The 19,621-nt window shown below is 44.8% G+C and carries 25 protein-coding genes and 5 pseudogenes; 18 read left to right on the top strand and 12 right to left on the bottom strand.

Features of this window, described 5'->3' with window-relative positions; translation table 11 throughout:
• Positions 1–120 (top strand): annotated as a pseudogene (locus FTU50_RS13445) (IS30 family transposase); the annotation flags it as partial.
• Here FTU50_RS13445 and FTU50_RS15610 read toward each other — a convergent pair.
• Positions 99–223, bottom strand: a pseudogene (locus FTU50_RS15610) (type II toxin-antitoxin system prevent-host-death family antitoxin); the annotation flags it as partial. The pseudogenes FTU50_RS13445 and FTU50_RS15610 overlap by 22 nt on opposite strands.
• A 124-nt stretch (positions 224–347) precedes the next feature.
• Positions 348–1,046 (bottom strand): hypothetical protein, encoded by a 699-nt coding sequence (locus FTU50_RS13440; RefSeq protein WP_180069837.1) that lies wholly within the window; start codon positions 1,044–1,046, stop codon positions 348–350.
• A gap of 80 nt (positions 1,047–1,126) precedes the next feature.
• Here FTU50_RS13440 and FTU50_RS15605 point away from each other — a divergent pair, with 80 nt between their 5' ends.
• The 3 genes from FTU50_RS15605 to FTU50_RS13425 are packed head-to-tail and all read left to right on the top strand — an operon-like array spanning position 1,127 to position 2,692.
• Positions 1,127–1,471 carry a hypothetical protein gene (locus FTU50_RS15605; RefSeq protein WP_005180824.1) on the top strand — a complete coding sequence of 115 codons (345 nt, stop codon included), beginning with the start codon at positions 1,127–1,129 and terminating at the stop codon, positions 1,469–1,471.
• Between the two features lies 1 nt (position 1,472).
• A complete protein-coding gene (locus FTU50_RS13430; RefSeq protein WP_152342572.1) occupies positions 1,473–2,207 on the top strand; it encodes a hypothetical protein in 735 nt (244 codons plus the stop codon).
• A gap of 5 nt (positions 2,208–2,212) precedes the next feature.
• A complete protein-coding gene (locus FTU50_RS13425; RefSeq protein WP_034598040.1) occupies positions 2,213–2,692 on the top strand; it encodes a hypothetical protein in 480 nt (159 codons plus the stop codon).
• A gap of 114 nt (positions 2,693–2,806) precedes the next feature.
• Here the strand turns inward: FTU50_RS13425 and FTU50_RS13420 are convergent.
• A pseudogene (locus FTU50_RS13420) lies at positions 2,807–2,926 on the bottom strand (IS5/IS1182 family transposase); the annotation flags it as partial.
• Between FTU50_RS13420 and FTU50_RS15725 the strand changes: the two are divergent.
• Positions 2,925–2,999 (top strand): annotated as a pseudogene (locus FTU50_RS15725) (reverse transcriptase); the annotation flags it as partial. The pseudogenes FTU50_RS13420 and FTU50_RS15725 overlap by 2 nt on opposite strands.
• Before the next feature lie 79 nt (positions 3,000–3,078).
• A pseudogene (locus tag FTU50_RS13415) lies at positions 3,079–3,563 on the top strand (IS3 family transposase); the annotation flags it as partial.
• Between the two features lie 277 nt (positions 3,564–3,840).
• On the opposite strand, the gene pyrE reads toward FTU50_RS13415, so the two are convergent.
• A complete protein-coding gene (pyrE, locus tag FTU50_RS13410) occupies positions 3,841–4,491 on the bottom strand; it encodes an orotate phosphoribosyltransferase (protein ID WP_005180830.1) in 651 nt (216 codons plus the stop codon).
• A gap of 40 nt (positions 4,492–4,531) precedes the next feature.
• Here pyrE and FTU50_RS13405 point away from each other — a divergent pair, with 40 nt between their 5' ends.
• Positions 4,532–5,353 (top strand): exodeoxyribonuclease III, encoded by an 822-nt coding sequence (locus tag FTU50_RS13405; protein WP_104471930.1) that lies wholly within the window; start codon positions 4,532–4,534, stop codon positions 5,351–5,353.
• 495 nt (positions 5,354–5,848) lie between these two features.
• Complete coding sequence (locus FTU50_RS13400) at positions 5,849–6,199, top strand: Spx/MgsR family RNA polymerase-binding regulatory protein (protein ID WP_016658732.1); 351 nt, start codon at positions 5,849–5,851, stop codon at positions 6,197–6,199.
• A gap of 95 nt (positions 6,200–6,294) precedes the next feature.
• Here FTU50_RS13400 and FTU50_RS13395 read toward each other — a convergent pair whose 3' ends face one another.
• Positions 6,295–6,732, bottom strand: coding sequence for a DUF2147 domain-containing protein (locus tag FTU50_RS13395; RefSeq protein ID WP_005180835.1), 438 nt, complete (start codon positions 6,730–6,732; stop codon positions 6,295–6,297).
• A gap of 155 nt (positions 6,733–6,887) precedes the next feature.
• Here FTU50_RS13395 and FTU50_RS13390 point away from each other — a divergent pair, with 155 nt between their 5' ends.
• The gene (locus FTU50_RS13390) at positions 6,888–7,799 is read left to right on the top strand and encodes an alpha/beta hydrolase (protein ID WP_104513183.1); all 912 of its coding nucleotides are present in this window, start codon (positions 6,888–6,890) and stop codon (positions 7,797–7,799) included.
• Between the two features lie 63 nt (positions 7,800–7,862).
• On the opposite strand, the gene FTU50_RS13385 is transcribed toward FTU50_RS13390, so the two are convergent.
• On the bottom strand, positions 7,863–8,426 hold the full coding sequence (locus FTU50_RS13385) for an FMN-dependent NADH-azoreductase (RefSeq protein ID WP_005180838.1): 564 nt from the start codon (positions 8,424–8,426) through the stop codon (positions 7,863–7,865).
• 235 nt (positions 8,427–8,661) lie between these two features.
• On the opposite strand from FTU50_RS13385, the gene FTU50_RS15600 reads away from it, so the two are divergent.
• Positions 8,662–9,066: a hypothetical protein gene (locus FTU50_RS15600; RefSeq protein ID WP_228280998.1), complete on the top strand. Its 405-nt coding sequence runs from the start codon at positions 8,662–8,664 to the stop codon at positions 9,064–9,066.
• Positions 8,984–9,802 (top strand): GGDEF domain-containing protein, encoded by an 819-nt coding sequence (locus FTU50_RS15595; RefSeq protein ID WP_373685475.1) that lies wholly within the window; start codon positions 8,984–8,986, stop codon positions 9,800–9,802. Before FTU50_RS15600 ends, FTU50_RS15595 begins: the two co-directional genes overlap by 83 nt.
• A gap of 3 nt (positions 9,803–9,805) precedes the next feature.
• Here the strand turns inward: FTU50_RS15595 and FTU50_RS13375 are convergent, their stop codons facing one another.
• The 4 genes from FTU50_RS13375 to FTU50_RS13360 all read right to left on the bottom strand — a co-directional run bounded on the left by FTU50_RS13375 (position 9,806) and on the right by FTU50_RS13360 (position 12,651).
• Entirely contained in the window at positions 9,806–10,492 is a 687-nt protein-coding gene (locus FTU50_RS13375) for a glutathione S-transferase family protein (protein WP_168381602.1), read from the bottom strand.
• 317 nt (positions 10,493–10,809) lie between these two features.
• A complete protein-coding gene (locus tag FTU50_RS13370) occupies positions 10,810–11,580 on the bottom strand; it encodes a transporter (RefSeq protein ID WP_180063737.1) in 771 nt (256 codons plus the stop codon).
• 16 nt (positions 11,581–11,596) lie between these two features.
• On the bottom strand, positions 11,597–12,139 hold the full coding sequence (locus FTU50_RS13365) for a hypothetical protein (protein WP_045796529.1): 543 nt from the start codon (positions 12,137–12,139) through the stop codon (positions 11,597–11,599).
• 149 nt (positions 12,140–12,288) lie between these two features.
• Entirely contained in the window at positions 12,289–12,651 is a 363-nt protein-coding gene (locus FTU50_RS13360) for an HPF/RaiA family ribosome-associated protein (RefSeq protein WP_005180845.1), read from the bottom strand.
• 247 nt (positions 12,652–12,898) lie between these two features.
• On the opposite strand from FTU50_RS13360, the gene puuE reads away from it, so the two are divergent.
• The 5 genes from puuE to FTU50_RS13335 all read left to right on the top strand — a co-directional run bounded on the left by puuE (position 12,899) and on the right by FTU50_RS13335 (position 16,303).
• A complete protein-coding gene (gene puuE, locus FTU50_RS13355) occupies positions 12,899–13,873 on the top strand; it encodes an allantoinase PuuE (RefSeq protein WP_168384482.1) in 975 nt (324 codons plus the stop codon).
• 123 nt (positions 13,874–13,996) lie between these two features.
• Positions 13,997–14,500 carry a 2-oxo-4-hydroxy-4-carboxy-5-ureidoimidazoline decarboxylase gene (gene uraD, locus FTU50_RS13350; protein ID WP_180047462.1) on the top strand — a complete coding sequence of 168 codons (504 nt, stop codon included), beginning with the start codon at positions 13,997–13,999 and terminating at the stop codon, positions 14,498–14,500.
• Positions 14,497–14,823, top strand: coding sequence for a hydroxyisourate hydrolase (uraH, locus tag FTU50_RS13345; protein WP_180047460.1), 327 nt, complete (start codon positions 14,497–14,499; stop codon positions 14,821–14,823). The genes uraD and uraH overlap by 4 nt, the downstream gene beginning before the upstream one ends.
• Positions 14,824–14,924: 101 nt before the next feature.
• Positions 14,925–15,665: an outer membrane protein OmpK gene (locus FTU50_RS13340; protein WP_180047458.1), complete on the top strand. Its 741-nt coding sequence runs from the start codon at positions 14,925–14,927 to the stop codon at positions 15,663–15,665.
• A gap of 98 nt (positions 15,666–15,763) precedes the next feature.
• On the top strand, positions 15,764–16,303 hold the full coding sequence (locus tag FTU50_RS13335; RefSeq protein WP_016658725.1) for a GNAT family N-acetyltransferase: 540 nt from the start codon (positions 15,764–15,766) through the stop codon (positions 16,301–16,303).
• Between the two features lie 34 nt (positions 16,304–16,337).
• Here FTU50_RS13335 and hpxO read toward each other — a convergent pair whose 3' ends face one another.
• Positions 16,338–17,495: an FAD-dependent urate hydroxylase HpxO gene (gene hpxO, locus FTU50_RS13330; protein ID WP_104513247.1), complete on the bottom strand. Its 1,158-nt coding sequence runs from the start codon at positions 17,493–17,495 to the stop codon at positions 16,338–16,340.
• 212 nt (positions 17,496–17,707) lie between these two features.
• Between hpxO and alc the strand changes: the two genes are divergently transcribed.
• Together alc and FTU50_RS13320 are read left to right on the top strand one after the other, a co-directional pair.
• Entirely contained in the window at positions 17,708–18,715 is a 1,008-nt protein-coding gene (alc, locus tag FTU50_RS13325) for an allantoicase (protein WP_180047454.1), read from the top strand.
• Between the two features lie 104 nt (positions 18,716–18,819).
• Positions 18,820–19,329 carry an ureidoglycolate lyase gene (locus FTU50_RS13320; RefSeq protein ID WP_180047452.1) on the top strand — a complete coding sequence of 170 codons (510 nt, stop codon included), beginning with the start codon at positions 18,820–18,822 and terminating at the stop codon, positions 19,327–19,329.
• A gap of 22 nt (positions 19,330–19,351) precedes the next feature.
• Here FTU50_RS13320 and FTU50_RS13315 read toward each other — a convergent pair.
• Positions 19,352–19,621 (bottom strand): zinc ribbon domain-containing protein (locus FTU50_RS13315; RefSeq protein WP_180047450.1); only part of this gene is annotated, 270 nt, incomplete at its 5' end.

The raw sequence follows: 19,621 nt of genomic DNA, 5'->3' as shown, positions 1-19,621 counted from the left end.
TCAAACGATGAAATAGAGCAGATAGAATTGTCACTTAACCATCGTCCTAGAAAAACACTAGGCTGGTATACACCGAGTGAAGTTATGGCTGGTTTTTATACTGTTGCACTTGCCGCTTGAATCCGCCTAATAAGAGCAACGTCTACATCATCAAGACTTTATCTAAAACAGATTTTAAATTGTTACGTGCATCCACATATGTAAATACATTGTATATATCTATCCCTCATAGGGTAAGCTGCGTCAAAACGCTGCTAGCTAGACTACCTCAGCGGTAGGGATTGAAACTTTACAATATAAATGCACAGAATTCTGTACATATTGTCAATTTCGTATAACAGTTTATTTTAAATAGCTCCAAAATTAGTGGATATTTCTTGAAAATTCAAAGCTGTTTCTTGGGTATTGGGAACATGCCCAAACACATACTCATTCTTCGCCTGAAGAAAGAAATCAAACCTTTTACTCATCAGTGGGTCTTGTTTGCTCTGCTTTTGATACATCGGTGCAAGGTGGTTGAGATAGTAATTAATCCATTCAGCTTTATCGGTAAAGGTGCTGTAATCTTTTAGATCAGCATAGAGGTTTTGTAAGTCATTAGATATGGCTTCAATATTAGGATGAAACAACCAAACTCTAATATCCATAGGGGAAATCACGGTGACTTCATACGGTTGTGAGGGTTCAAAGCGTTGTATTGTATAGAGCTGTGCGCCATATTCGCTATAACTGGAACAAGGTAGTTTAGTATTTTCAATCTGAAAATAGTCAGTTCCTACTTCGAATTCTCTTATTTGTCTAGAAATATCGAGGCATTGAGGAAGTTTGTTGATGTCTGAGTGAGCTAATGTCTTAAATAGTTCAATAGATCGGCTAATGACATAACTTTCACCTGTACCCGTGATAATACCTTTGTCCCATGAGTAGATTTTTTGACTTTTTTTAGTATTAAATTGAATTTCACCAGATTCTTTTAAAACAATTTTTTTATTGTCTGTGGTGACAATGATGCTATCATTTAATTGTATGGCTACAATGAAAGTCATGTTTACACCCAAGGTTTTGAAATGTTTATATTTTCCAATTTTAATTGAATTTTTACAATTGATAAAGAATAGGTAAACCTATGGCTGGTGGTTCTCAGATTATCATTAATAAAGATGGTATTAAAATTATAACTCCTGCAAAGTTTGAAGCCAAAGCAGGACAACATCTTTTTAAAAATGGAACAAAAGTTGACATTGCTAGAACAGTTTTGCCTGATATAAGAATTAAAACAGAACATCGAAATTTTCAGGCAATTAATTCCGAAAATAATGAAATTTTAATAAATATTCCTTATTCAATTTTGAATAAAAGAACAGGCATTAAGACCTATGGGTTTACAGATAATGAAGGGATGACACATACAATTAAGTCTCCTGAAACTGATGAACTAGAAGTAAAATGGTTTGATCAAGAAGAGAGTTAATGTGACGACAACAACAACAAGTAATACAACAAAAAGTTCAAACTCACCAACTCAACAAGTTTCTTTAAAACCTGAGGCTGAATTACATCTGTTGGTAGGAAGTGCTTATGGTACAGGAGAAAAGGAATCTCCTTATGGACATACTGCTGTATATATTAAAGTACAAGGGAAAGAGTATATTTACGATTTTGGTCGTTATGGTCGCATTAAACCTGAGACTTTTGGTCCTTTTACTCTATCTGGAGCTAGTAGTCCTCGTGGCGAAGGTATCTTAAAAGTTTGGAGTAGTTTTTCAGCATATATTGAGGAAGAAAATAGGCAAGGGGCGAATAGCGGACGTTCTAGAACAACTTATGCCTATGGCTATAAAATTTTTGATAGTCAGGCTAATTTAGTTATTAATTATTATAATAATTTAATTAAATCATCTTTATCTGTCCAAAATACTACACATTATAAACGATATAAGCTTAATCAAGATTACTTTGCTTTAGGACCTAACTGTACTACCCAAAGTTTAGATGCAACAAAAAAGGCCATACCAAGTATGGCTAAATCAGGTCATAGATTTGTTAACTCTGATAAAGTCTTACCTACTACGGCTAAACTTGCTTTTAAGGCTAGTAAATATGAAATGCCTAACTATTTATTTTTACCAGATAATTTGAATGATTACTTAAAAGAGTCTCCAGATGTAAAAGTTAACATAAAAAACACTTATCGTATTAATAGGTAGTTGAAATGAAAAGAAAATTAATAATCATAATATTATCTTTACTTTTTCTCATTCAACTTTTATTGAATATATATCTATGGCGAGGAACAGAAGTGCCAAAAATTCATATATTAGAAAGACCTTTAAAGATTTATTCATTTGAAGGTAAATATTCCCAGAACTCTACATTACCAGAATATTCGATTCTTCCAGAGGGAACAGTACTATATGATGATAGTGACTCTTTAAATCAAAGAGTAAAAGTTTACTTCAATTTACAGGGGGTTGATTTTAATTTTGAAGAACAAGATCCTGAAATTTTAAAGCAACCTAGTGAGCTTTCAGCCATAAGATCTAAAGACTTATTAAACATGGCTAAAAGTGTAGCTTTAATCCAGAAAGATATATATTTGATTATTAAAAATGATGAGACTATAAATGATTCTGTACGTTCGGCACTTTTTAAAAAGTATAAGATAGATCCATCAGAGTATGAAATTGATTAAAAATTTTTACAATTAAAATAATACATCTTATGCAAATTCAAAAAGCGAGGATATAAATTCTCGCTTTTTTTCAAAATGAATAAATAAACTTCACCAATAGATCTCTTGCGAAAGTTAATTCAAGAGCATCCAATTCACCATTCCAACAATTAAATTCATTCTTAGACCAAATCGTTTCCGTCTATTTCTATAGCGTTCTGTTAATATCCGAAAATATTTAAGTTTGCCGTTGATAGGGCGACTTGCGCGTGATTTTCCAAATGCCTTTGTGCACTGGAAAATGGGATGTTTACCATCGGTTGGATAATGGGAGCCGGATGAGCTGAGAGGTTCACGTCCGGTTCTGCGAGGGGCTAAGGGTGAGATTCCCTTGGTCTACTCACCCTTATATCCGCACTCATGAAGGGTGGCTATATCTCGCAGTTGTGATTGACCTGTTTTCACGTCTTGTTGTTGGCTGGTCTATGAAATCCAGAATCACGGCAGATCTGGTTTTAGATGCGTTATTGATGGCTTTGTGGCGAAGAAACCCAAAGAACAAAGTCCTAATCCATTCTGACCAAGGCAGCCAATACACCAGTCATGAATGGCAGACATTTCTCAAACATCATAATCTTGAAAGTAGTATGAGTCGTCGACTTGCGCAGTACACTGCTCATGCCATGACAATGCTGTTGCAGAAAGCTTCTTCCAGCTATTAAAGCGGGAACGAATTAAAAAGAAAATCTATGCGACCAGGACTGAAGCAAGGTCGGATATCTTTGAATATATTGAGATGTTCTACAATTCAAAACGCAGACATGGTTCCAATGGTCAGCGTTCTCCATTAGATTATGAAAAGGCCCATCAAAAGATGATTATGTGTGTCTAGAATTTTGGTGGCTATTCATATCATTCTGATTCATAAGCTCTATCTAAATCCAAAAGCAAATAGGTTTTAAACGGTTCCGTCGTATTAAGAAGTTTAAGTCTATCTCAAATTAGCATAATACGCCTTATACGAAATCATATTTTTATTTTATATAAATCATATAGTTATTATATAAAAAAAGCTCAACTCAGCTGAGTTGAGCTTTTTATAGATTGATCACATTCCACGCTGAGTTAGATCAACATTCCAACGATCATTCAATAAAACTGACAAGCACTTAGATCCCATACTTCACACGATATGCTTCCATCTTCGCCAAAGCCTCTTTTTCACCTTTGGCATCCAGATAATTCATTAAATCTTTCATGGTAATTAAGGCATGTACCGGAATTTCTAGCTCTTTTTGAACTTCCTGAATCGCAGACAAATCACCCTGCCCTTTTTCCTGACGATCTAGCGCGACCAGTACACCGGCAATTGTGGCACCCGCATTTTTTAAAATGGTCACCACTTCACGAATTGCTGTACCTGCGGTAATCACATCATCAATAATCCAGACTTTTTTACCTTCAACCGATGCACCGACCAATACGCCACCTTCACCATGATCTTTGGCTTCTTTACGGTTAAAGCCCCAAGGCACACTCACGCTATGATTTTGCGATAAAGCCACCGCCGTTGCCGCCACAAATGGAATGCCTTTATAGGCTGGGCCAAAAATCACATCAACATTTTCACATTCTGTTAACTTGGCTGCATAGCCTGACGCCAGTAATGACAAGGCTTCGCCATCATTTAATAAACCGGCATTAAAAAAATAAGGACTCACGCGACCCGATTTTAAAGTAAACTCACCAAATTTAAGCACACCACGTGATAATGCGAGTTCGATAAAAGCTTGAGGGTTAAATGTCGCTTGCGTTGACATGAGGTGCTCCAAAATTCATAAATTGAGGTAAGACCTGCGCATGATACCAAAGAGTAGCTATCCGAGTGATCAAAAAATTCTTCGTGTGGTTTCAATTAACGTCAATGGCCTGCGTTCTTCGGTCAGTAAAGGCCTGCTGGAGTGGATGGAAAAATCAGAGGCTGATGTCATCTGCATTCAGGAAAGCCGTCTGACCCATGCGCAGTGGACTGATAAATTCAAACCGGAAGGCTGGCATACCCATCTGTTCGCAGCTGAACGTCCGGGCTATGCTGGCACCGCCATTTACAGCCGCCTGCCGTTTGTGTCTATTCAGGATGGTTTAGGCTTTGAACTGGCCGACTCCCAAGGCCGTTTTGTCACGGCAGAATTTGATTTAGGTCTGGGTTATCCGGTACATATCTGCTCGCTGTACCTGCCATCGGGTTCATCGGGTGAAGAAGCACAAGCCCGTAAAGACCACTTCCTCGAAGAATATACAAAAATCCTGAAACAATGGCGCGATGAAAATAAATCGATCATTGTCTGCGGCGACTACAATATCGTGCATAAACGTATTGATATTAAAAACTGGTCAGGCAACCAGAAATCTTCCGGCTGTTTACCGCATGAACGTGCCTGGCTCGATCATATCTATGATGATCTGGGCTATGTCGACACCTTCCGTGAAGTGCGCAAAGAAGCCGAACTGTATTCCTGGTGGTCGAACCGTGGCCAAGCGCGTGCCAAGAACGTTGGCTGGCGGATTGACTATCATGCCTGCTCACCGGACTGGAAAGCACGTACCGTCAATGCCTGGGTCTACAAAGAGGAATGGTATAGCGACCACGCCCCGGTGATTATTGATTATAAACTCAACTAAAAACCTTCCTATTTAGTGAACAATTGTTCACTCAATAGAGGTTTATTTCCGACATATTTTGTCGTCATTCAGACCTTTATCTGCTTTTTAAATCGGCGCATTATTGCAGCACGGCAAAGGGACAGTGTCAGGATGACAACAAAGGGACAGGAAGCCGTAGGATGCAAATAAACAAAGCCATGATGGTCTTTGTTTCAAGGATGTGACATCGGACGTTGTAGTGAGACCCGCATAATCAGGATGATTAAATGCGGGTTTTCTACATCTGGGCTTTTATTTTTTATATTGGCTCTTTGCTTTTCGTTTTTTTCTTAGTACGAATAATTCTTCTCAAGTGTTGTCTTGTTTTTCTGCCACTATTATGGCGCGGTAGCGTTGCATTTTAATGACGGTTTAATTTCAGAACCATGAACTCAATATTTATACCCGCTATAGTGCAAAACCAATTTTTTGGTTAATCTCTTGAGCATTGTGTTTCTTGCTGGAATCCGCTTTATGCTTAAAATTTATGGTATTAAAAACTGCAACTCCATGAAAAAAGCCTTTGATCTGCTCAATGAACTGGGCCTGGCTTATGAATTTCATGATTATAAAAAACAGGGGATTGATGCAGAAACGCTAAAACACTGGCTGGATGCTGAAGGTCAGGACAAAATTCTGAATAAAAAAGGCACCACCTGGCGCAAACTGTCGGAAGCGGAACAGGCACAAGCCCTGTCCAGCGAAGCAGATTTAATTGAAGCCTTACGCACTCACAACAGCCTGATCAAACGTCCTGTGCTGGCCACCGCAGACGGCTTTATTGTTGGTTTTGATGAAACCGCCTATCGCGCCTTAAACGGATAAGTTCTTTTATCCGCTTTTGATTTATCCGCTTAAAATCAAAAAGCCTGATGCATCTGCATCAGGCTTTCTGGTTTAATCCGTTTCTATTGGCTGGCTTATTTCACACGAACCCAGGTCTGGTTACGACCCAGCGCTGCTACGCCAATATAGCCACGCAATTGTAATTTCTGCCCGCCATCAGCCAGTTGACCTTTTAACTTGTAGGTTTTACCTGATTGCGGATCCAGAATTGAACCGCTGTCATAGTTGGTACCACCCGAATTCTTTAAACCACGTACAATGGTTAAACCTTTCAAGGATTTGTTTTTGTAAGGTCCTTCACATTTTGTACAGGCATTTTCTTCACCCGGCGTTAAAATGGACTGAATTGTTGCAGTTAACGTGCCATTTTTCTGCTCGGTAAATTTGACGGTTGCTTTTGCTTGCTTGGTTTTGTCATCAATTGTTTTCCAGACAGTACCATTTAGCGGATCAGCAGCATTCGCCAAAGCTGTTAAACCCATTAATCCTAATGCCAGTGCAATTTTTTTCATTTTTTTTGATTCCCTAGTCTAGTGTTAGACAGCCTTAGTATTAAAAAGTCACTACAAATTTGCAATTTTTGAATGTGACCATTTAGTGTAACCTTGTAAATTGTGTTGGTAAATACGCAAGCACAGGCCAAAATCAAGAACAAGATGGAAGAACAATGAAGATCAACCCGTTATTGAAACAAATTTTCACAGAAGGCTTTTTAAAAACCACCATCCGCCTGCCAAGCCAATATAATTTACCGCATAATCCGCTGCGTTTCGCCCTCGAACAGATGTGCCGGCTGTTTCCGACCAATAAAACTGTTGAAGTCCGCGCTTTACGTCTGGCTGGCCTGAAAGCCGAAGAAATCAAGCCGCAAGATGAAGCCACCCAACTGATTTTCTATATTCACGGTGGTGCCTTTTATTTAGGGTCTTTAAATACCCATCGCCCATTTCTGACTGAACTGGCCGCCCGCACCCAGATGCAGGTGATTCATATCGATTATCCGCTGGCGCCTGAAAATCCATTCCCGGAAGCCTTAGAAGCAATTTTTGATGTCTATCAGACCCTGCTGGATCAGGGCGTACAGGCCAAAGATATTTTGCTGGCAGGAGATTCCTGCGGCGCCAATCTGGCGCTGGCACTGGCCTTAAAAATCCGTGATGAACAGTTACCGCAAGTCAGCGGCCTCATGTTGCTCTCACCATTTTTGGATTTAACCCTGACCAGTGAATCAATTCGTTATAACCGCAAACACGATGCCTTATTGTCGATTGAAACTCTGGAAACCGGGATTCAATACTATGTGCCACCGTCGGTCGATCGTGGTGATCCGCGTGTTTCGCCGCTATTTGATGATTTAACCGATTTACCACCAACCTTGGTGCAGGTGGGTTCTAAAGAACTGCTGCTGGATGATGCGCAGCGTTTTCGTGACAAGGCCGAACAGGCGGGCGTGAAGGTCAGTTTTAAACTGTATACCGGTATGTGGCATAACTTTATTATGTTCTCACCGTGGTTTGATGAAGCCAAAATGGCGCTGGCCGATTTAGCCGAATTTGCCCATCAGCAGGACCAAGATTAAAACGCCATAAAAAAAGGTCAGTAGAAACTGACCTTTTTTGTGATTAATGCAGCGCCGTAAAGCTTAGATTTTGGCAATCTGGTCTAATGCCGTAGTAATCGCCTGATCTTTAATATCGCTCATGCTAACCCCTTCAGCACGTACTACTTCAATATCACTGACACCGGTAAAGTTAAACACGGTTTTCAGGAATGCTTCCTGGAAATCAACCGGGCTTTGTTCGCCATAGACACCACCGCGGCTGCTGGCGATATACACTTTCTTGTCACCTGCCAGACCGACCGGGCCATTTTCGGTGTATTTAAAGGTACGACCTGCCACGCTAATCCGGTCAATCCAGGCTTTTAAAGTCGATGGCAGACCGAAGTTATACATGGCTGCGCCCACCACCACGACATCAGCATCTAGATATTGTTGCAGAATCTGTTCGCCTAAAGCGCTTTGCTCGGCATTTTGTCCCATTAAAATTTCAGCGGTTAAATGCGGAATGGTCTGTTCAGCCAGATCCAGATAGTCAACTTGGGCCGCTGTATTTTTCGCCTGTAGCTGGTTCACAATAGCTTTAGACAACTGACGTGATACAGAAGCGTCGCCTAAAATACTCGAGTCGATATGCAAAATTTTCATGGGAGAGAATCCTAAACTGTGATTTTTTCAATAGCGCCATTTTACTGCAGTTTAAAATAGAAATAAGTGATTTAAACAACACACACTGTTGCACCCATGCAACGATATTTTTTCCGAAAAGTACAAAAAAATAGCCATCACCAATTCTCTAAAATCATGATATGTTAGGTTTTATTAAAATAATTGTATAAAAATGAGACTTTAGACGCTCATTTTTGGGGGGCGTGATTCACGCATGAAAAGTCGCATTGCGCACAGTGCTGTGCCCACATTTAAATACAAAGTCACCCGTTATTTACTCGAAAAAGAAGTGGTGATGAACTGGTGCACCTTAAACAAATGTATTCTGATGCTGTTTCTGGGCAGCCTGATGCACGTGATCTGGGCCATCTGGAAAAGTGTGGTATTGCTCACCCCGGAACTGTGGCGCTGGGTCAATCTGGCCTTATTAAAACAGCAGCTGGTCATTAATTTATTCGGACTGTTCGTGTTTATTGGCATGATTGGCATCTGCCACTACTTTCGCAAACAGGACTGGACCCGGCGCTATATATGCGGTGGCCACCTTTGTGGTCAGTTTGTGCCGCGATGGCTATCTGGTCGGGGTACTGAGTCCGGCCACCATGGTGACTTATGTTAGCCTGCTTACGGTTGGTCTGGTGCTGTTTGAACGCAGAATTGTCTATTCGGCCTTAATTCCGGCCACGCTCTATCTGGTCAGCTGCGGTTATTTAAGCTTTTTCGGCCAGTTAACCTATGCACCTTTATTTTTATTAACCGACTTTCCTTATAAAAACGGCTTCTGGGTGCTGTCGATGCTGTTTTTTATTGTGCCAATTCTGCTGAGTCAGTGGCGCTATCGGGAGGCGCTGATTGCACATTTAAGTCAGGTCGATCCACTGACCAACACCTTTAACCGGCGCAGTATCAACCAGTGTCTGGAACAACTGAACCGCAAACAGGCATCCAGTTATGCAGTGATTCTGGTCGATCTGGATCATTTTAAACAGATTAATGATGAGCATGGCCATCACAAAGGCGATGAAGCCTTGGTCCAGGTCTGTCATGTGCTGGCTGGCCATATCCGCGAACAGGATGTGCTGGGCCGTTTTGGTGGCGAAGAATTTATTCTGGTACTGAAACAGGCCACTGCGCACCAGGCCAAACAGGTGGCCGAGCGCTGCCGGCAGGCCATCACCCAGATTGAACTGTATGATGAACATAACCAGCCGATTCACTTTACCGCCAGCTTCGGGATAGCCTTATCGCACCACAATACCCCTTATGAAAAGCTGCTCAGTCAGGCCGATCAGGCCAAAGCCTATGGCCGTAATCAGGTGGTGCTGTATCAGCCGCTGGAACCGGCGGCCTCTTAAGACTTAGCTAGAAGATGGTTCGGACTGATAAGGCTCCAGATAATTGACCCAGTCTTGTTCCTGTTTCGCCGCCTGTACCCAGGCCTGCATTGCCGGATGTTGCAGCATGGTCTGCATATAATACTGGCTGTCTTCATTCACGGGCAGCGCATAGCTTTTAAAACGCCACACCACCGGTGCATAAAAGGCATCAGCAATCGAGAAATCACCACAAAGAAAGCCGCCCGGGTCCGGACGCTCAGACCAGATCTGACAGACACGGGCTACATCGTCACGTAAATCAGGCTGCTCGGCCCATAACGTTTGTCCGATTTCTGCCAGATCAGCGCGAATATTCATGCCGCAATGGTTACGCAGTGCCTGAAAACCGCTATGCATTTCAGCAGCCAAAGCGCGCGCCCGAGCCCGCTGTGCCCGACCGGCTGGCCACAGCTGGCGCTCCGGAAACTGTTCGGCCAGATATTCACAAATTGCCAGTGAATCCCAGACCATTAGGCCGTCATGTACCAAGACCGGTACCTTGCCATTCGGGTTAATTGCCAGTACGTCCTGTTTAAAATGGCCCGTGCCGCGTTCTTTGGGAAAGGGTAACAGCACTTCACGAAACGGCAGTTCAAAAGCAGTAAGGACCAGCCACGGCCGCATGGACCAGCTGGAATAATTCTTGTTAGCAATATACAGTTCCATCATGACTCATCCTCCTGTTGTTGTTTTTAATATTCACAATCGCTGGGCAGTGCCACCTGGTAAGAAAAGATATACAGCGCCAGAACTTACAAGCCGAGCTTAAATCGGCAAACAGGTACGCGCATCTGTTTTGATCATCACCATCATGATAGCGTGATCTACCAGTGCCTGTGTCAAGATCTGTAGCAATTCTGCTGCTGATCCAGCTATAAAAAACGGCCTGTAACCAGACCGTCAGCAGAATAAGTTTCAGTTCTTCGGCAGTCAGCGAGAGAGGCTGTGCACTCCCCGCTTTCTACAGCGCCCTAACCAGAGCGGACTTAGAACAGGAAGGCCACACCTAAACCGGCATGATAGCTTTTATCAGCGCCATTTAAATCAACACCGACACTGGCATCCAGCTGGGTACGTGCATTTAAGGCATAAATCAGACCTGAACCCAAGGCATATTCTACCTTCTGGCTTTCTGCTTTGCGGTAAATAAACTCAGAGAACCCGGCCCATTTATCACTGAGCTGATATTGAATCCCCGGCACTGCCTGCAAGGCCCAATTGCTGTCCTGCCACTCATAACGCATGCTAATTGAGGTGGTCAGTAAATCATTATAGGCGTAGGCCACTGCCGAGCTAAGGCTGTAAATATCCTCTTCGGCACTAAAACCATCATTCCCGGTGGCAATCTGCGCTTCGGCCAGCACCGCCATCGACAGTTTTTCATCATCTAAATCAATGGCATGTTTCAGACCAATGCTGACATCCCCCAGACCATCTTCTTCAACCGACTGGCCAGCACTTTTTACCCGGCTCCAGCCCGGACCCTGCCAGCCCAGCTGTAATTCTAGATTATCCGCCAGACCGGTACGCAACAAGGTATCGGCGTGCAGCTGAGTGATTTCCTGCATCAGACCATTGTCATCTTTGGTTTTCTGATAGTGCGCATTGGCCAGCGCCTGCTCCCAAGCCAACTGACCGACCGGCGTAATTCCGGTGCTCATGCCCACACCCGGACGGTCAAATGCAAACTCGGCGGCAAAGACCTGACTGCTGACTGCAGTCGCCACCATCACACCCAATAATTTCAATGCTGACATAGTGTTTATCTCAATTTTAAGCCAATTCTTTGGTCATTTTCGCGCCATGGGCACGGAGCAGTTCTAAGGTTTGCTGTTCTTCAGGCAAGGCTTCAGCCCAGTTAATTTCATCAAAGTCGCAATCAAAGAATAAATCACTGATGGATGACAAAATGGTCAGGCCATCTTCATCTTTACGGTTTGGATCGACTTTTTCTTCAAGCAGGCGCTTTACCGCAGGTGCACAGGCGGCACTGGCGGCGTCCCATAACGGGCCATAGACTTCTTCCGCATCCCACAAATGCAAATTGACCTTGGCCTGAATTAACGCGTCCAGAATTTCCATATGGACGGCCAAATCCTGCTGTTTTTGTGCTTCATTGTGCGGCTGGCCCGCCTCATAGGCCTCGCAAATGGCTTCCCACCACTGAAACAGGCCATCAGACCAGACTGAAATTACCGGGCCTTTTTCAGGATCAATAAAATTCGGATCAAGCCCCGCGGCCAAAAGTTGTTGCACTTGGGCCTGATCTAGTTCTTCTATGGCTTGCACCAAGCGTTGTTGTTGTGCCGTTAACATGCAGAGAGCTCTCTTCAATCAAATCAATTTCGTTCTATTATGCCCAATTCAGTGAAAATTGTTTAAGCGAAATGTAATCTTGTCGCATGAATTTGCTATAAAAAAAGCCCCGATACTGGGGCTTTTCTGCTTTTCAGCCAATACCTGTCTTATTCGTCGACATCGGTATCTAGGTCAACTCGACCCGGCTGTCCACCACGCGGATGTTCTTTTTTCTCAAAGACATGCTCCAGACTACGTTTTAAACGGTCAATGGCGCCATGAATTGCGGTATCGACATTATGACCACGATGATTGACCACCACAGGCTTCAAGCCGGCCGGGCGTGCTTCAATCATACATTTGATGTCATCATCTCCGCCTTTGTCCCCGTTTTCATCACTTAAATGTACGGAAAAATGGGTAATACGCTCACTATGGCGTTTAAATTCATCACTTAGCTCTGCACGTACGTAACTAATTAATCGTTCGCTACCTTGGATGTTCTTATCTGTACGGATTTCAATATTCATAATCTCATCCTCTCTTTCTTTCGTTTTCTGAATCTTTTTTGTGCAAAACTATTTTATCTTGGCACGTTTGTCGCTTGCTGTTTTCCAGCATATTGAACATCTTCAACCTAATTTGGACGCTACCCTCCACATTGAACGATGAACACTTTTGAGTCTGCAGAACCGTGTCCTTATACTTTGAATATCGGGCCTAACTCAAAAATATGCAAGCAATATTTGATAAAAATTAGCAAAAGGATAACCTGTTGTGACAACTGCTTACTTGCGTGGTCAGGCACTGATTGACTCAATCCGCTCTGCCCCTTATTCACGTGATTTAATTGGCTATCATGGCCAACCGCCGCATCCGCAGTGGCCGAATCAGGCACGTATTGCAGTGCAATTTGTGCTGAATTATGAGGAAGGCGGCGAAAATCATATTGAACATGGTGATGCCGGTTCTGAGCAGTTTTTATCTGAAATTGTCGGTGCGGCCAGCTTTCCGGCCAGACATATGTCGATGGATTCGATGTACGAATATGGCTCGCGGGCCGGTTTCTGGCGTATTCATCAGGAATTTCAGCGACGTCAGTTACCGATGACCATTTTTGGGGTCGGTATGGCGCTGGCGCGGAATCCATATGTGGTCGAGGCCATTCAGCAGGCCGACTATGATGTGGTGTCGCATGGGCAACGCTGGCTACATTATCAGAGCATGGACATGGCCACTGAACGCCAGCATATGGATCAGGCGATCAGTGTCTTGGAAACCCTGTTTGGTCATGCACCCATTGGCTGGTATACCGGCCGCGACAGTCCCAATACCCGCCAGTTACTGGCCGAATTTCCACAAATTCAGTATGACTGTGATTATTATGGCGATGATTTACCGTTCTGGCAGACGCTGACCAATGCCCAGGGCCAGTCACGGCCGCATTTAATTATTCCCTACACCCTCGACAGCAATGACATGAAGTTTGCCGCTGCAGCCGGCTTTAATAGTGGCGAGCAGTTTTATCAATACCTGAAAGATGCTTTTGATGTACTCTATGCCGAAGGAGAAACTGCACCTAAAATGCTCTCGATTGGTATTCACTGCCGTCTTTTGGGGCGCCCGGGACGCTTTAAAGCCCTGCAACGCTTTTTAGACTACATTCAATTGCATCCACAGGTCTGGATTTGCCGCCGCGGTGATATTGCTACGCATTGGTATCGCCATCATGCACCAGAACCCGTCAAATAAAAAAACTCGCACTGGACTTGTGCAGCTTTAACCATCTCAGTGAAAAATTGGATTTTCACCGAAATTTGGCACTGATATTGCACTTTTAGCAACAAAATTAAATGTAATGATGAGACCCTTACTGTGCAACTGGATCAATTTAATCAGGCCCCTGAAGCTGAGATTCACCAATTCTTGCAGCAATGTGTACATATTCCGGCATGGGCAACTGTCATTGCCCAACAGCGTCCTTTTGAGAGTATCGAGCAACTTTTAGAGTTTTCACGGCAGCTGGCCAGCCACTGGAGCTGGCCTGAGATTCAGGCCGCACTCGCAAACCATCCTCGAATTGGTGAAAAACAGGCACAACAAGAGCTTACGGCACAGGAGCAGGTATTTTCAGCCCGGGAACAGGCTGCCGTCCAGCTCAATAGCGACACCCAGCAGGCACTTTTACAGGGTAATCTGGCCTATGAAAAAAAATTCGGGTTTATTTTCCTGATTAAAGCCTTTGGCTTGAGCAGTGAAGATATTCTGCAAGCCTTACAGTATCGTCTGCTGAATGATGCCGACACTGAACAGCGCATTGTGCAGCAGCAACTCTCAGACATTGCCTTACTGCGTTTAAACCAGGAGCTTCAGTCATGATCAGCACCCATATTTTAGATACCCATTTGGGTCAACCGGCTACCGGCGTGAAAATCCGGCTATTTAATCAGCAACAACAGTTACTGGCCGAAGCCGAAACCAATACCGATGGCCGGGTCACGGCCGCCGATTTTGCTTTGGCCGACTGTCCGGAAGGCTCATATAGTCTGGAGTTTTATACTGCGGCCTATTTTGAACGAAAAGGCCTGGACAGCTTCTTTCCTAAAGTGGTGATTTACTTCCAGATTAAGGAGGCGACACAGCATTATCACATCCCGTTATTGATCAGTCCTTTTGCCTATTCGACCTATCGCGGCAGCTAAATTTGGTCGGAAAATTGCCAATAAAAAGTTAAATTTGGCTTTATTTTTGCTTAATAACCTGTATCCTTGACACGCTTTTTGGGGAAGACGAAGACACCGTTATGAAACTTACGCAACTTGCTGCACTTTGTGCATTCTCAACCGCTGCTGCCTTCACTCAGGCGAGTCCTATTGTATGGCAAGACTTTAGCTTGACTGGTCTTTATGGTGAAAACTACGAGTTAGGAGGCACTGAAGACCGTACCACCTTAACTGCTGAATACGCAGCTAAACTGAAATATGCAGATGTATTCTTCTTTGTTGACCAGCAATGGGATGGCAACAATGACGATTCAACTTACTTTGAATTGGCACCACGTTTAAGCCTAGGCGAAGTGACTGGTCAAAATCTGGCATTTGGTCCAGTGAAAGATGTGTTAGTCGCAACAACTTGGGAGCACAACGCAGGGCACGGTGGCAACCCTGAGTTCAACAACTTCTTATATGGCGTTGGCTTTGCTTTAGATATTCCATATACCCAATATGCGAACATCAACTTCTATCGTGCTGATAATGATACGACAGATGATGATTATCAAATGACCATCACCTATGCTGTACCATTTAAACTGGGCAATGAAGACTTCCTGGTTGATGCCTTCCTAGACTGGTCAACTGCTGAAGGTACTCAGCATGCCAGCGAATTAAACTGGACTTCTCAGTACAAATGGAATGTGGGTAAACACATTTCTCCAGAAACACGTTTATACGTGGGTATTGAACACTCAGTATGGAACAACAAATTTGGCGTAAAAGGCGCAGACCAGAATGATGTCAGCGCACTGGTGAAATACCATTTCTAAGTCGTATACATAACCTAAAAAAGCAGGACTCCGGTCTTGCTTTTTTTATGCCCGCAGCGGCATGATAATGCGCTCATTCCTATCCTGATGTGCTGCTTATGCGCTTTCATCTTCGTCCTGCCACCGAACACGATCTTGCTGCCATTCAGGCGATTTATAACCCGGAAGTGCTACAGCATGTAAACACCTGGAATGAACAGCCCTTTGATCTGGCACATTTCCAGCACTGGTTCCAGCAATTACAAAAACAGAATTTTCCGCTGCTGGTAGCCGAACATCTGGACACCGGACAAATTGCCGGCTATGCCGATTATTCTACCTTCCGCAGCATCAGCGGTTTTAAACATACAGTCGAACATTCGGTGTTTATTGACCGTCAATTCAGCCGGCAGGGTTTGGGCAAACAGTTGATGCAAGCCTTAATTCAACATGCGCAGGCGCATCAGGTTCATGTGATGGTGGCCGCTATTGACCATGACAATAGCGGTTCAATGGCCTTGCATCAGCAATTAGGTTTTCAGCATTGCGGCTATATGCCCCAAGTTGGAAAAAAATTTGGTCAATGGCGTGATCTGGTACTAATGCAACTCATTCTGGATCCAGCACCAGAGCAGACAGCATCAACACCAGCCGATTGACCTGTGTTGATTAAAGACACCTAGCACAGAAAATTTAATCCAGCGGATTACCGACTATATTGCTGATAATGCCTTTCATGATATGTGGCCCCTGCTCTTGGCGCAGTTCGGCATACCAGGCTTCCGTCACCTGCTGGTCTTTCATATGCGTAACATCACAGCGTTTACGCGCGCGCAGCACCAGCTCATTGGCGCGCTCATTACGTTTATTCTGGTAGCGGCTTAAGGCATCCTGCATACCCAGGGTATTAATTTGTAAGGCACGCGCCAGATAAATAGCATCTTCCATGGCCTGACAACCACCCTGCCCAATATCTGGCGTGGTGCTATGTGCGGCATCTCCCACTAGCACCACCCGGCCTTTATAAAAATTGGCGAAAGGCTCAATATCATGAATTTCCACGCGATTGGTGCGCTGTTCATCAATCGAGTCTATCAGCTGCTGCACCTGCGGACACCAGCCCTGAAAATACTGTTTTAACAGTGTTTTATACTGGCTGCGGTCATTCTCCAGTCCGGCCGCTAGCGGCACATCAAAGAAAAAATAAAAACGCTGATCGGCCACCGGCATCAGGGAAGCGCGCTTGCCTTCTCCGACAAAGGTAGTCCACTGGTCGGCCGGGGCCAGCTGTTCGGACACCTCCACCAGACCATTCCAGTTGACATAACCGGCATAACGGCGCGCGACGGTTTCATCCAGTACATAGGCGCGGGTTAAAGAGTGGGTACCATCGGCCCCGACCAGCAGTTCGGTTTGTAGCTGTGTGCCATCAGCAAAGCTGACCGTCACCTGTGAACCATCTTCCTGGAGTGCCACCATTTTCTTGCCTAAATAGATGTGCTCACGACCAAATGCATCCATCAGCATATTTTGCAGTTCCGCGCGCGACACCGGATACGGACGCTGCCCGACTTCTTCAATTAACGGCGTCAGGCTGAACTGGGTCATCACATCACCGCTCAGGCCATCGACATAGGCCAGATGATCCATCTGCCCGCCCAGCTCGGCCACCTGCTCGGTCAGTCCGAGGTAATTCAGGCACTTCACCCCATTGGACCACAGGGAAATGGCCGCGCCCACCGGAAGAATCTGCTCGGCCTGTTCATAAATACGCACTTCATGGCCAAACTTTTTTAGTGCAATCCCTGTGGTTAATCCGCCAATACCTGCACCAATAATTGTAATTTTCATTTTTCCTCCCAAGGCTTGCCTGTCAAAACTGAACAGCTGAAGCGAAAAACGTGCCATTTCATGCTTAGCCTGGGTCGCATGGCCAGAAGTTGGCACAGGCTGTGCTTCTACCCGTAGTAATAGGCCTGCTGTACAAGCCAAATCTGGCGCCACTGCCTGATTTCGATGCACGGCCGTGCCTGCTGTGAATGAACAATAAATGGAAGAGAATTATGGCCACTTTAATTGCACCAACATTTGACCTACCGCCCCAGCTTCAAACACTAACCAACCTGGCAGATACCCGTATTGGTGCAAAAGTTCTTGAATGTTCAGATGATTTTTTTGCCGATGCGCAGCGTATGCTGCAATTTGCAGCACCAGTATTTGTGGAAGATAAATTTGATGATCATGGCAAATGGATGGACGGCTGGGAAACCCGCCGCAAGCGCCATGCCGGTTATGACTGGGCCATTGTCCAGTTAGGTGTGGCTGGCAAAATTCAGGCGCTGGATATTGATACCACCTTTTTTAGCGGTAACTATCCCGCTTCAGCCAGTGTCGAAGCCTGCTATGCGCCGCAAGGTAATCTGGAGCAGGCCGAATGGCAGCCGCTTTTAGCCAACAGTATTTTGGGACCCAGCCAGCATCATCTGTTTGAAGTCAGCTCTGATGCGGTCTATACCCATGTGCGTCTGAATATTTTCCCCGATGGCGGTGTGGCACGTTTTCGCGTATATGGCGAGGTGAAAATTCAGACCACAGATCATCAGGGTACACTGGATTTACTGGCGCTTGAAAACGGCGGCCGGGTAATTACCTATAGCGATGCCCACTTTGGCCATCCACGCAATCTGATTAATCCGGGTCGTAGCATCAATATGGGCGATGGCTGGGAAACCAAACGCCGCCGCACGCCCGGCTTTGACTGGTGTATTCTGGCTTTGGGACAGGCCGGCCAGATTGAAAAAATTGATATCGACACCGCCCATTTCAAGGGCAACTACCCGGCAGAAGTGTCGATTCAGGCCGTCTATATTGAAGATGCCACCGATCCGCAACTGATTCCACAAAGCATGTTCTGGCCATTTTTACTGGAGGCGCAGCCCATGCAGATGGACCATGTGCATTCCTTTATCGAGCAGATTTTAAAGCACGATAAAATCTCGCATATCCGGGTCAATATGATTCCCGACGGCGGCATCAGCCGGATTCGCCTCTGGGGCACACTGGTGGACTAACGCACCAGCGTCGCTGTTGGCCCACTCCACAGGCTGACAGCGACCTCCATCTCTACCAGTTGATGATGACCATAAAAATACCCGCCCAGGAACTCTCAAACAACATGAAAAATACCATTCAGATTCAAGCATTGACCCTGGACAATTTTGCCCCTTTTGGTGAAGTGATTAGCTGTCAGGGACATGACTATTTTCATATTAACCATGCCCAAACCGAGCGTTATCATGCGCTGGCCATGACGGAAATTTTTGGTGAAGGACAAGCAGGCATCAGTATTTTCCGCAATATCCAGAGTACCCAAATACCGTTTCAGGTAGCAATGCTGGAGCGCCATCCTCAAGGGTCGCAGGCTTTTATTCCGATGCAGGGGCAAGCCTTTCTGGTGGTGGTGGCACCGGGTTTAAATACAGATGAGCCAGAACTCAGCCAGCTTCAAGCGTTTATTAGCGATGGTTCCCAAGGCGTGAATTACCGCGCCGGGACCTGGCATCATCCCCTGCTGACGCTGGAGGCACCCAGCGATTTTGCCGTGATTGACCGGATTGGCTCTGGTCCCAACTGCGATGTATATGAATTCAACTCACCCATCCAGATTGTTTCTGCCCAGATTTAATTCTCCATTTGGTTTGACATCCTCACCCACCTGAAAGGAGGGTGATTCCTACTGCTAGACGCTTATGCCCAAGCGCAAGTATGTTCTTGGCGGAGTTTAAATCGCGTTGATTTACACTTCCGCATTCACATTTCCATACTCTTATTCGCAAATCTGCTCTACCTTTCGGACTGCTTGCGGTGATTGCACCGCAGCTCGAACAGGTTTGGGTTGTGAATCTCTCGTTGACTTCCTCAAACATGACCCCTGCGTTCTCGCATTTATACTTGAGCATGGTTTTGAGTGCTGAAAA

The sequence above is a fragment of the Acinetobacter sp. YH12112 genome (genome assembly GCF_013418945.1).
Classification (GTDB): Bacteria; Pseudomonadota; Gammaproteobacteria; order Pseudomonadales; family Moraxellaceae; genus Acinetobacter; species Acinetobacter indicus.
The sequence above is the reverse complement of the archived record's forward strand: the minus strand, read 5'-3'. Positions and strand labels throughout refer to the sequence as shown.